The organism is Acinetobacter sp. NyZ410 (assembly GCF_022828975.1).
GTDB lineage: Bacteria > Pseudomonadota > Gammaproteobacteria > Pseudomonadales > Moraxellaceae > Acinetobacter > Acinetobacter guillouiae.
In genome coordinates this window covers 3,587,333-3,599,810 of sequence record NZ_CP094620.1, presented here as the reverse complement: position 1 = coordinate 3,599,810, position 12,478 = coordinate 3,587,333, and the positions used below count along the sequence as shown (strand labels likewise).

The following is a 12,478-nucleotide window of genomic DNA, read 5'->3' as shown; positions in this document are numbered from 1 at the left end:
AAGGACCGATCTATGCGTTGGAAAGGACGTAGAGAAAGTGATAATGTCGAAGATCGCCGTGGCGGTGGTGGCGTAAAAGCGGGTGGGATTAGTATCCTGGGCTTAATCGTCGCTTTTGTTGCATGGAAATTCTTTGGTGTTGACCCACAGCAAGCCTATCAAGCGACCAAACAGGTGACTTCGGCTGGAGCAAGTCAAAATTCTGAACCCACAAATTTAACCCCTGAACAGCAGGAAACGGCATCTTTTGTTAAAACCGTTTTGGCAGATACCGAAGATACTTGGAAACCGATTTTCCAACAACAAGGTGTACAGTACGTTTCACCTAAACTGGTAATGTTTAGTGGTGCGATACAATCAGGCTGTGGTACGGCTCAATCTGCGATGGGGCCATTTTATTGCCCAGCAGATCAAAAAGTGTATATCGATACCCAGTTCTTTAAAGATATGCGCCAACAGATGGGCATCTCTGGAGAAAAAAATCAATCCGAGCTTTCAGCTAAAGATGAAGCGGGTGATTTTGCACAAGCCTATGTAATTGCGCATGAAGTTGGGCACCATGTACAAAACTTATTGGGAATATCGTCTCAGGTTCAACAAGCACGCCAGCGTGCCAGTGAAACTCAGGGCAATCAACTTTCAGTACGTTTAGAATTACAAGCGGATTGTTTGGCTGGGGTTTGGGCCAATCGTACACAACAACGCACGCAGTTTTTAGAACAGGGTGATATTGAAGAGGCGATGGATGCTGCTGAAAAAATTGGTGATGACTACTTGCAGAAAAAAGCACGTGGTTATGCGGTACCAGACAGCTTTACGCATGGCACCAGTCAGCAACGTATGCAATGGTTTAACATCGGTATGAACTCTGGTGATATCAATGCGTGTGATACCTTTAAATAGACAGCTATAGATTGTTGGGTTAAAGAAGAGAACATCATGTTCTCTTTTTTTCTCAATCAATTTTTTTTAAGCGCTTTTTATGTTAAAAAATATAACCAGTAATCATCATATTTCAGTTTTTTTTGTACAATTATCTAGATTGTTAAATGGTCTCTTATTTTATATTTTATAAAAAAATGATTGAGTGTTTGATGTGCATTTAAATTAAAAATCTAAAACAGGTTTCGGATGGGTAACTATTTCTTTCTTCAGGTCTTTACAGTCATTTTTGCGCTTTCTATTGCGACTACAATTTTTAATAAGCGAATATTAGGTTTCCCTCAAGCCATTGGTGTTCCCATTGTTTCTGCAATTTTTGTCTTTATTTTGCAATGGGGTGCCAGCTTACTCAATGGCAATCAATTTATCTCGATTAATATTCATAATATTGAAGAAGCTGTACGGCATGTCGATTTTTATGATTTTTTAGTCAATGGTGTCATTTGCTTCATTCTGACTTCTTCAGCACTTAAATTTAAGGTTTCAGATTTAAAAGTTTATTGGAAGCCGATCAGTATCTTGGCAACGATTGCTTTACTGCTCTGTGCTGTATTTTTTGCAGGATTGGTGTTTGGTTTCCAATTCTTGATTGGCAATCCCGTTCCAATTTTAGTTTTGTTGTTACTGGGTTCTGCCTTAGGTGCGACAGACCCGATTGGGATCAAAGGTGTGCTTAGTTCAGTACGTGCGCCGCATCATCTGATTGTTAAGTTAGAAGGTGAGTCCTTATTTAATGACGCAATGTGTATCGCCGTTTTCATGACTTTATTAAATGTTCTTGAAGGAGAGCATTTTAGTTTAGCTGCAACACTACAAACTTTCTTATATGAAATTGTGGTTGCGGTGATTATTGGTTGGGCTTTTGGTCTGGGAATCTTGCGTTTATTACGTGGTAAACATGAGATGGAGTCCTTGATTCTTACCACTGCATTATTGGCATGTGGTTCTTATCTGGTTGCATTATTTGCCCATGCATCCGCTCCGATTGCCTGTGTGATCGGTGGTTTAATTGTCGGTAATAAATGGAAAGAAATTTTACAGGATCGTGAAATTCGTGAGGTCAATCATTTTTGGCATACAGTAGAAGGGATTATTAACTCTTTTCTCTTTACCTTGATTGGTCTAGAAATCTTTATTTTAGATTTAAGCACAAGTCTGATTCTTGGTGGTATTTTTGCTTTCTTTGCCTTGCATCTCTCTCGTTTTGCTGCAAATTATTTAGCTTTTGCATTTTTCCCATCATTCCGCAAAAAAAGCTATAACGGTAGTCTGGCTATTCTTTCTTGGGGAGGGGTTCGTGGGGGGATTTCACTTGCACTGATTCTTGCTGTGGCAAACGTCCCTGAGTTACGTGACTACAGTAGTATTCTAATTGGTTATACCTTTATCAGCGTATTACTTTCAGGTGTCGTCTGTGGTTTGGGTTTACCTGCAGTCATGAATGCCTTTTATTACAATCCAAATGAAGAAACCCAAGGTTTCAAAGGTTGGTATCAGCGCATGTGCAATAAGATGAACCGTAAAGGCATCAAATATATTGTGGGTGAAGATAACGAAGGGCATGAAACCATCACCATTTATAACCCAGAAGCGTTGGTTGACAAGAAAGCTGCAGATGGTGTGGCCTCTGTACATCATCCTGAAAAAGCGCAGGAAATGAAGCGATTGGAAAATCCTGGTAACTTCTAAATGCAGTGCATTCAGTCAAATGAATAGTTAAGGTATAAAATTAAGAAGCTATAATCAACCTGTCAAAAATATCAGGCACAAGAATATAATTTATCTTAATTAATATTTTAATTAAATCAATTGGATGGAGGTAAATTGTTGATTGTAAAAAAGCTTGCAATGCCACAGCTTACATTAAAAGTTTAAATCCCTTTGCGTAGGCGATGCCTCACTTTTCAGAGATGAAAAGTGACAAAAATCTTCTATTGGGCGAGGGGTACGTCCTGTACCCCCGCCCAACGGCGACATCCATGTCGCCACACGGTAGGATCACCATCTAGAATTCAAACTTTCAAACAGTGAATTGATAACCAACAGTTTATAAAAGTTCATACAAAAACATCAGCTTCATTTCTGATCAATGACTTGATGCACATCAGTCGTATGAATAATTAGATAGTTTGACTATGAAACTTCAATATTCTTAAACGTTGTCGCAATAAAAAAGCCAGTAACAATACTGGCTTTTTTATTGGAGCTGTTATTTTGCGTTTTTGCCTAAGAAATCGAGGTAAGGTTTCACCAAAAGTTGTTCTTGTTCTAAAATCGGTAAATGCCCGACTCCTTTTAGAATGATTGGCTCTTGTGCATTTTTCAATAAGCCTTTGAGTTCAGCCGCAGCTTCAACATTGATAATTTGGTCTTTATCTCCCCATGCAATCAATACCGGCTGGTCAATCGAACGTGCTGCAATGGCAAAAGAATCTGGGGTAAATAATTTAGACATCACAATCAGTTGCTCAACCAATTTGGTGGTGTTTGCCGATTGGCTGATCATCAATTTCTCTTGAGCATCTTTTAATTCTTTAGGAATGAAAGGCGGTAGACTGGTTGCAATTTTCATTAAACGATCAAAATCGCCAGGTTTGCTGACAATCATATTACGTAAAGTTGTCGGATCTTTTAAATAAGGAGTATTGGCAGATTTAAATACACCTGCACTATCAATTAAAAATAAAGATTTGGTATCAACAGGGTATTGTGCTGCGTAAAGTAAGGAAATCGAACCACCCATCGAGTGACCAGCGACATTTAAGCCATTGTCTACTTTAATGGCTTCAGCAAAACGACGTAATTTTTCAGTGAGATTGGGCAATGAATAATCAAAATCGTTAGGGACTTTACTGTCACCTTGACCAGGAAGATCTGGAATAATCACATGGTAATAAGGCGTTAAGTAACGTGCCACACGATTCCAGTTGTCGCGACTTCCAGCTAGGCCATGAACGAGCATAATGGTAGGTTTGCCAGCTGCTCCGCCTTCACTATAGGCCCAATCAATATCACCGACTTTTACACGTTTGGTTTCCATGCCCGCCCATGCACGTTCTTGTTGAAGTACACTTTGAATGTCAATCGCTGGAGCAGCATAGCTTGTGGTCGATAAGCCCACTGTTACCACAGAACCCATTGCCAATGCCGTCGATAAAATCAGTTTGTTGAAGATTCCTTTCATCTTTGAATACTCTTGTTGTTGTATTTGAGGTACGATTTAAGATTAGATTATGTACAGTCAAATTACATTTGCCTAAAATGTTTAAAGCCTATTTTCAAAGTCAATTTAACGCTGTTTGCCAAGATGATTATGAATATTATTTTTTATTACTTGATTGATCTAAAAAATGTCAAATCATGAACTCGCTCAGATGATTTTAAATGTCATCATACAAATTCCCCAAGGTAAAGTTGCCAGTTATGGTCAAGTTGCCAAATATGCAGGCTTACCCAAACATGCACGGTTGGTTGGGCGTGTATTGGGACAGTTACCTGAAGATCATGATATCCCTTGGTATCGCGTGGTTAATTCACAAGGCCGAATCAGCTTAAAAAAGCTGGATGAAAAGGGAATGTGTATTCAGACTGCAAAGTTAATGGCTGAGGAAGTTGTGGTTATTGATGGCAAAATAAATCTAAAAAAGTATCAATGGGTACCTTAGTTCCTCACTATAAAGATAGTGAGGAATCTTTAAAACAAGTGGTGAAAATTATTTAATTACTAAAACAGGGATTTGTAATTCAGTTAATAAGCTTTGCGCTACGCTGCCCATAATAATTTTTTTCAGTCCGGTACGACCATGTGAACTGAGGATGACCAAATCAATTTTTAAATCCTGCACAGCTTGATTTAAGGTATGTGCAATATTTTCACCTTCGAGTAAACGTGTTTCAACTTGCACACCTTCTGCGGCAAATTGATCTTTTGCCACATTGATATTGGATTGAATAAATTCACGAGCACGTTCAATCAGCATATTGCTTTGACCATGTGCCAAATATTCTGATGCAATATAAGGGTCTAAAGTCATCACCTGTACAACCGTGATTTTACTGTTAAATGCTTTGGCAAATTCAACCGCATGTTTCACAACAGATAATGAAGTTTCTGAACCATCAACAGGAACGAGGATGTTTTGATAAGCCATGTCTTTTTTCCTTATTTTACCGAAAAGCTGAGTTGAATATTTATTACAATTCTAAGTCTATAAAGTCATCATAACGTGAATATGAGATGAATAAAACCGAGTAAATGTGTAGGGATAATTCATATAAATATCATAAATTTAATTAAAAGCATTGGCATCAAGTTACATCGTTTTTTTACTTGCAAATGCAGCTGAATAAAAAGATAAATCAATCAATAAAATAAAGATCGAGATGCAATCAAGCATGATCAAAATCAAGCTTTAAATTGTTTAAACAAAAGCCATACACAATTGAGAAAATATAGAGGCTGAATGAAACAATTGGCAAATTGTAAATCCAGTTCTTCCTTTAAAATGTTTTAAATATACATACTGAAAATAATAGGACATTACAATTTAAACCATGGATTAAAAGGAAAAGACAATGGAATATCAAACAATTATAGTCGAAGAAAAAAATGCAGTTGGATATTTGAGCTTAAATCGACCTGAACAATTCAATAGCTTTACACCGCAAATGTGCCTTGAAATTGTAGAGGTCTTAACACAATGGAAAGATGATACCGAAATCCGCATTATTGTGATTGCTGCGATTGGAAAAGCATTTTGTGCAGGTCAGGCGATAAGCCCAGATTTATTTGGTGGTGGTGCTATAGACTTGGGTTTGGTCTTGGAAAAATACTTTAATCCCTTATTAGCGCTCATCAATACACTACCAAAAGTGATTATCTGTGCTGTAAATGGCGTTGCAGCTGGTGCGGGAGCGAGCCTGGTCTTGTTATGTGATATCGTGATTGCGGCAAAGTCTGCAAGCTTTTCACAAATTTTTAGCAAAATTGGCTTAATTCCAGACTGTGGTGCAACTTGGTTATTGCCGCGTATGATCGGCTTTGCCAAAGCCAAAGCGTTGATGCTGACTGCCGAAAAAATCAGTGCAGATGAAGCGGAACGATTGGGAATGATTTATAAAGTGGTAGAAGATGATCAGTTACAGATAGAGGTTGTTACTTTAGCCGAGTATTTGGCAACCCAAGCCAGCCTGAGTTTTGCCTTGATTAAACAAGCGATGCGGGTCAGCATGCAAAATGATTTTACTAGCCAAGTTAAAGTTGAGCAGGATTTGCAAAGACAGGCAGGGCAGTCAGCAGATTTTTTAGAAGGTGTTCGCGCTTTTTTAATGAAAGATAAGCCAAATTTTAAAGGACGATAAATAACGATGTTTATCCTTAAGATGCAATCGATCAAGACATTAAAATGGATGATGTACGCTGGACTCTTGTTTTTCTCACAGCAGGCAATTGCGGATCAAATCAAAGCAATTCCATGGGTTAAAATGAATACTGAAACAGCTCAAGTCACGCACATTTACCAAGCATTAAAAATAAGCTGTACTAACAATGCAGAGGTTTGGAAAAAGAAAACCATTAAAGATAATCGCTTATATATAATAGATAAAACACCTCAATTAATTGAATTCGTAAAAGAAAATAATCAGTATGTCATGCTGAATTCTTGGAATTTCAAGCATTATCAACACCATAGTAAAAGTCCTATGGATGAAGTGTTAAGTAGTGATGGTATTCGTATTTATCCAGCATTTTATCCTTTAAATCGTCAAAAGTTCGCTATTGCTGTGGTAAAGCGCTGGAGCGTGAGTTATTCAGGCGGTGGGCGATTGGAAGAGATTGCAGACTTTGTCATGTTAGAGCCGAATGGTGTATATAAACTGGCTCTGGCTGATACACCTTTTCATTCTTATGAGCGGATTCGAGCGTGTTTTTCTCAAGAGGAATATGAAAACTCAACAGATTGCCATGATGAAAGTAGTTCAAATTTATCCATTGAGTTTAAGAACATTGGGAAAACGTATTATCAATGGATATTGAATTATAACGATTTAAGTTGGGAAGCGTTTCAACCTGAAACATCAAAGCTAGTAGAAAAGTATCATAATAATGTAATGCTATTTGCGCGAAAATAGTATGCTCGACGTTATTAGAATAAGAAATAAAATTACACATAACATAATTTGATTATGTATTGCATAAATTAAAGCTTTCTTGTAGGATAAATTTAGAGTTAAGCGTCAGTGTAAATGCAGCTCAAGGTTAGCGCTTTACATGGACTAAATTATGGAAAGGAAGAGTTCAAATCAGGATATTTTGTCGATTGACCTAAATACCTGTGATCTTTTCTCGGCATTAAAAAACGGATGAATTTATTCAAATAAGGGAAACTAGATGGATATTTTAGATAACCCATTAGAACTATGTGGCTTTGCTTTTATTGAGTTTGTTTCGACGGAAAATGGATTAGATCAAATCTTTGAAGCAATTGGTTTTGCTAAAGTCGCAAAGCATAAATCAAAAAAAGTTTATTTATGGCGTCAGGGTAATATTAATATTATCTTGAATTATCAACCTGAATCTTATGCATCATTCTTCTTTAAAGAACATGGCCCATCAGCATGTGCAATGGGTTTTAGAACGCGTGATGCAGCTAAAGCTTTTAAAAATGCAATTGAACTTGGCGCAGAGCCAATGTATTCGCAAGCAGGACCAATGGAATTAAATATCCCAGCGATTAAAGGAATAGGCGGTATGCCAATTTTCTTGGTCGATCGTGATATTTATGAAAATGATTTTGTATTCTTTGATGACGAAAATCGAAATCCACGTGGAGCTGGTTTAAATGAAATTGATCATTTAACCCATAATGTCTATAAAGGACGCATGGATTATTGGGCAAATTTCTATGAAAAAATCTTTAACTTCCAAGAAATTCGCTATTTCGATATCAAAGGTGAATATACGGGTTTAACTTCTAAGGCGCTGACTGCACCTGATGGGATGATTCGTATTCCTTTGAATGAAGACTCAGACAAAGGCAATGGGCAAATCGCCGAGTTTTTGGCTGACTTTAATGGTGAAGGCATTCAACATATTGCTTTTATTACCGATGACTTAATTTCAACATGGGATAAGTTAAAAGGTTTAGGGCTGAAATTTATGACGGCACCTCCTGAAACTTATTATGAAATGTTAAAAGATCGTTTACCTGATCATGGTGAACCGACAGAAGAGCTGCAAAAGCGCGGTATTCTGTTAGATGGCAATACCAAAGACGGTCAGAAAAAACTGTTATTACAGATTTTCTCTGAAAATATGCTTGGACCTGTATTCTTTGAATTTATCCAACGTAAAGACGATGATGGTTTTGGTGAGGGCAACTTTAAGGCATTGTTTGAATCAATTGAACGTGACCAAATCCGCCGTGGTGTATTAGAAGCCAAATAACAAAATCGTACTCAATAGAAAAAAGCCAAGAATTAAATTCTTGGCTTTTTGCGATCTTTCACTAAAAAATTAGCGTGTTTGTATGTATTGATTCATCGCAGCAACTTCACGTTTAAATAGTTCAAGTTTTTCACTACCCGCGTTGACTGGTAAAAACATTTCACTGTCTAATGCAACAATACAAAATTCCATTGCAAGATGCGCATTGAAAATAGGTAAACCCACAGCATTGATACCAACAAGTAAGTCACCTTGGGCAATTGCCATACCTTGCTGTAAAGTATTTTCTTTTAAAACAAGAAATTCGTCCCAGTTGGTGGGTTTGACCTGACTATGGTTCAGTGTTGCTTTTTCCCATTCGGCGTGCATCAATGGTTTGATTAGCGCTTCAGGTAAATAGGAGGCAAAAACCCGCCCAGCAGCTGAATTGACTAAAGGCATGATCGAACCGACTTTGGTCACAATTGAAATCGGATGATTTGATTCAATCGACTGTACAACTAATGGGCCTTTAGGTGACCATTTGCTGATTTGAATCCCGCAACCAATTTTACTTTGTAGTTCATAAATAAGATGCTGAACAAGCTGTAAAACATCGGTGTGTTGGATACAGTTTAAACCTAAACGCCAAGCTTGATCACCAAGCGCATACTGACCATCTTCAAGTTGTTTTGCATAATTCATCCGAATTAGACTGACAAGATAACGGTGTACCTTGGCTGGATGCATATCAAGTTTACTCGACAGCTCTTTTAAAATAATCGGCTTATTATGTTCCAAAAGGGCATTGAGAACGGCTAAGCCCACCTCAAGTGATTGAACCCCACCAGACAACTTTTCTTCAATCATTGAATAACCCTTAATCTGCATACGATCTAGCAGTGTTGATGTGCTGTCGATATTTGATTTACATATTTAACACATAGTGCCTGAGCATTGTACAAAATAGAACTTATCTTTTTAAATGAAATCTCAACAGAGTCTCAATGAATGTTATCAGCATACAATTGTTTTTGTAGTGCTGCATATGATTTATTAAACAACAGGACATCATCAAAAGGTCTAGACCATTAAAGTTGAGCCGATAAAAAACGGTATTGGAGTCACAACGCTTCAATACTGATGAGTTCTAGCATTGTCCCACAGCAATATTTTAAATGCTGATGGCTGTTGTTAGTTGAAGGTTACATAAGCTCCAGCAAAACGAGCATTGTGTGCCATTAAAGCTGCTTAATATCGTGTTCAACTAGATCTAGGATGCCAAATCACGAATCATTCGATTAATAAACTGAGTAAGTACTCAGTTGGCTTTGGCACCCAGATATACTCAATTGAGCATGATTATGCTCCCAATTCGTCTTCATGCAAAAAATGAGTATGCTGAGGCGCACGTTTGGTACGGCTCCACTCTTCCAGCATTTCTAATTTCATTTCTTCGGTAATTCGTGCAATTTTTGCATCTGCATGCACATCGTTATAGGTCAGTTCTAAACGATGACCATTGGGGTCAAAGAAATAAATCGAGTGGAAAATGCCATGGTTGGTGACACCAAGAACTTTAACACCCTGTGTTTCAAGATGTTCTTTTGCAATCAATAACGTATCGAGGTCTTCGACTTCAAATGCGATATGTTGAACCCATTGAGGGGTATTTTCATCACGCCCCATATCGGGTTGAGTAGGCAGTTCAAAAAATGCCAATACATTGCCTTGTCCAGCATCTAAGAATAAATGCATATACGGATCAAAGGCTTTGGTCGAAGGCACATGGTCTTCAGCAAAGGCCAAAATAAAATTCATATTGAGCATTTTTTTATACCATTCCACGGTTTCTTTGGCATCTTTACAACGATAAGCCACATGGTGAATTTTTTTAATCGCAAAGCTCATGATAAAACTCCTTTATCTTTATTCCCAATCTGGTTGTTGTTCTGGGGCTGCATTGAAGAAAGCAGGAAGGGTTAAACAGTGTTGACTAATTGACTCAATCTTTGCAAAAGCGCTTAAATCAATTTTAAAGCGTTTGGCGTTATAGACTTGAGGAATCAAACAACAGTCTGCAAATGTCGGTTGTGTACCAAAACAGAATTGCCCATTTGAATCTTGTAGTTGGGCTTCTAAGCTGTTAAAGCCCGCTATGATCCAGTGTTGGTACCAGTGTTTTTTTTGCTCGTCACTAAGACTGAGATCATTTTGTAAATACTTTAAGACTCTTAAATTATTTAACGGATGAATATCGCAGGCGATCGCTTGTGCAAAAGCACGTACTTTACTGCGCGTGACGATATTGTCAGGCAACAATGAAATTGCTGGATAACGTTCTTCCAGATATTCCAAAATACTGAGTGACTGTAAAAAGCTTTGATCTTCATCCACTAAAGTTGGAACACACTGACTTGGATTAAGTGCTTGGTAACGCTCTAGCAGTTGCTCATTCTTGACCAAATGCACGGGCTGTATTTCATAACTCAGTTGTTTGAGGTTCAGTGCAATTCGAACTCGATAAGCTGCAGAGCTACGAAAATAACTATACAGTTTCATAGCTCAAGTCTTCTGTTTGATGAAAGTTAAACTGGCGAGCTGGCAAAATGCTATTGGCAACCTCACCAAAGCCCACTCGGATCCCTGCTTTTTCACAATAGCCTTTCATCACAACACGGTCACCATCTTGTAAGAAACCACGTTTTTCGCCATTCGAGAGGGTGAGCGGTTTGGTGGTATTCCATGTCAGTTCAAGCAAACTACCATAAGCATCTTCTGTAGGGCCTGAAATTGTGCCTGAACCCATCAAGTCACCGACTTGGACATTGCAACCGGCAATCGTGTGGTGGGTGAGTTGCTGTGCCATTGACCAATACATATATTTAAAGTTGGTCTGGCAAATCACATCAGCTTGTGCTGATTGAGGGCTTTGAACTTCAATACTGAGATGAATATCATAGCTGTTGGCAATATTTTCTTCTAAATAGCAAAGTGGTTTAGGCTGTTGTTCTGGACCTTTGACTTTAAATGGTTCCAGTGCTTGCATGGTTACTACCCAAGGTGAAATTGCACTTGCAAAAGTCTTGGCGTTAAACGGGCCTAATGGTACGTATTCCCATTGTTGAATATCACGTGCCGACCAGTCATTGAGCAAAACCATACCAAAAATATGCTCCCAAGCATCTGTAATCGCGATAGGCTCACCCAATTCAGTTGCTTTACCAACGATAAAGGCGGTTTCTAATTCAAAATCGAGTTTACGTGTTGCAGAGAAAACAGGACGTTCTTGATCTGGTAATTTGATTTGCCCAGAAGGGCGAACAATATCTTTGCCACTGACAATCACAGAGCTTGCACGACCATTATATCCCACAGGAAGTTCGCTCCAGTTTGGAAGCAACGCATTCTTAGGATCTCTAAACATGGTTCCGACATTGGTGGCGTGTTCTTTGGACGAGTAGAAATCTGTATAGCCAGAGACTTGAATAGGTAAGTGTAAAGTGACTGTATTTTGCTTAAACAATGCGTTTTGGCGTAAAACCACATCATCACGAAGTGTTGGATTTTCAGCAGAGAGTAGACTTTGTAATGTCGTACGAACCTTTTGCCAGTTGTGTTTACCCGTTTCTATAAATTTATTCAGAGTCGCTTGATTAAAACAATCTTGATGTCCATTGATCGCTAATAGTCCATGTGCCTCTAAGTGGGCAAGGTCTATGACCCAATCTCCAATGGCAACACCTACTCGTTTGGTGCCTTGGGGTGTTTCACTAAAAATACCGTAGGGCAAATTATGTATTGTGAAATCTGATTGTGAGTCGATTTCAAGAAAACAAGTTAAATGTGAGCTCATGATTTGCTTTCCTTATCTTTAATTTTGTTAGGGGTGATCAAAATCTTTAATATATTTTCTTAAGTGTTTGAAAAACAAATAAATATAAAGTTACTTAGATGCCTTGTTCAAATGACTCAAGCAAGCTGTCAGTGTCTTATCATTTCTATCATACTGAAAATATTTGATTACGCAATACATAATTTAATTACACAATTCATAATAATTGTTATTTGTTGAATTTTCTGCTTATATGCGCGGTTATGAGAAAAGTA

General features: G+C 38.0%; 12 protein-coding genes. 6 read left to right on the top strand and 6 right to left on the bottom strand.

What is annotated here, in order from left to right; all coding sequences use genetic code 11:
* Nucleotides 1-12: 12 nt before the first annotated feature.
* A complete protein-coding gene (locus MTO68_RS17080) occupies nucleotides 13-903 on the top strand; it encodes a neutral zinc metallopeptidase (RefSeq protein ID WP_244013578.1) in 891 nt (296 codons plus the stop codon).
* A gap of 228 nt (nucleotides 904-1,131) precedes the next feature.
* The gene (locus tag MTO68_RS17075; protein ID WP_004717371.1) at nucleotides 1,132-2,631 is read left to right on the top strand and encodes a cation:proton antiporter; all 1,500 of its coding nucleotides are present in this window, start codon (nucleotides 1,132-1,134) and stop codon (nucleotides 2,629-2,631) included.
* 520 nt (nucleotides 2,632-3,151) lie between these two features.
* On the opposite strand, the gene MTO68_RS17070 is transcribed toward MTO68_RS17075, so the two are convergent.
* Nucleotides 3,152-4,126, bottom strand: coding sequence for an alpha/beta hydrolase (locus tag MTO68_RS17070; RefSeq protein WP_244013576.1), 975 nt, complete (start codon nucleotides 4,124-4,126; stop codon nucleotides 3,152-3,154).
* Nucleotides 4,127-4,292: 166 nt separating this feature from the next.
* On the opposite strand from MTO68_RS17070, the gene MTO68_RS17065 reads away from it, so the two are divergent.
* A complete protein-coding gene (locus tag MTO68_RS17065; protein ID WP_244013574.1) occupies nucleotides 4,293-4,607 on the top strand; it encodes an MGMT family protein in 315 nt (104 codons plus the stop codon).
* Nucleotides 4,608-4,655: 48 nt separating this feature from the next.
* Here MTO68_RS17065 and MTO68_RS17060 read toward each other — a convergent pair whose 3' ends face one another.
* Nucleotides 4,656-5,093, bottom strand: coding sequence for a universal stress protein (locus tag MTO68_RS17060; RefSeq protein ID WP_004717364.1), 438 nt, complete (start codon nucleotides 5,091-5,093; stop codon nucleotides 4,656-4,658).
* 424 nt (nucleotides 5,094-5,517) lie between these two features.
* Between MTO68_RS17060 and MTO68_RS17055 the strand changes: the two genes are divergently transcribed.
* The 3 genes from MTO68_RS17055 (at nucleotide 5,518) to hppD (ending at nucleotide 8,389) form a co-directional block, all read left to right on the top strand.
* On the top strand, nucleotides 5,518-6,303 hold the full coding sequence (locus MTO68_RS17055; RefSeq protein ID WP_151956207.1) for an enoyl-CoA hydratase-related protein: 786 nt from the start codon (nucleotides 5,518-5,520) through the stop codon (nucleotides 6,301-6,303).
* A gap of 6 nt (nucleotides 6,304-6,309) precedes the next feature.
* The gene (locus tag MTO68_RS17050) at nucleotides 6,310-7,074 is read left to right on the top strand and encodes a hypothetical protein (RefSeq protein WP_244013573.1); all 765 of its coding nucleotides are present in this window, start codon (nucleotides 6,310-6,312) and stop codon (nucleotides 7,072-7,074) included.
* A 259-nt stretch (nucleotides 7,075-7,333) separates the two neighbouring features.
* Entirely contained in the window at nucleotides 7,334-8,389 is a 1,056-nt protein-coding gene (gene hppD / locus MTO68_RS17045) for a 4-hydroxyphenylpyruvate dioxygenase (protein WP_004717360.1), read from the top strand.
* 69 nt (nucleotides 8,390-8,458) lie between these two features.
* Here the strand turns inward: hppD and MTO68_RS17040 are convergent, their stop codons facing one another.
* From MTO68_RS17040 to fahA, 4 genes are all read right to left on the bottom strand, one after another.
* Entirely contained in the window at nucleotides 8,459-9,238 is a 780-nt protein-coding gene (locus MTO68_RS17040) for an IclR family transcriptional regulator (RefSeq protein ID WP_004823239.1), read from the bottom strand.
* Between the two features lie 492 nt (nucleotides 9,239-9,730).
* Nucleotides 9,731-10,279 carry a VOC family protein gene (locus MTO68_RS17035; RefSeq protein ID WP_244013572.1) on the bottom strand — a complete coding sequence of 183 codons (549 nt, stop codon included), beginning with the start codon at nucleotides 10,277-10,279 and terminating at the stop codon, nucleotides 9,731-9,733.
* 18 nt (nucleotides 10,280-10,297) lie between these two features.
* Nucleotides 10,298-10,930 carry a maleylacetoacetate isomerase gene (gene maiA / locus MTO68_RS17030; protein WP_004717351.1) on the bottom strand — a complete coding sequence of 211 codons (633 nt, stop codon included), beginning with the start codon at nucleotides 10,928-10,930 and terminating at the stop codon, nucleotides 10,298-10,300.
* Nucleotides 10,917-12,224, bottom strand: coding sequence for a fumarylacetoacetase (gene fahA, locus MTO68_RS17025; protein WP_244013570.1), 1,308 nt, complete (start codon nucleotides 12,222-12,224; stop codon nucleotides 10,917-10,919). Before fahA ends, maiA begins: the two co-directional genes overlap by 14 nt.
* Nucleotides 12,225-12,478 lie beyond the last annotated feature (254 nt).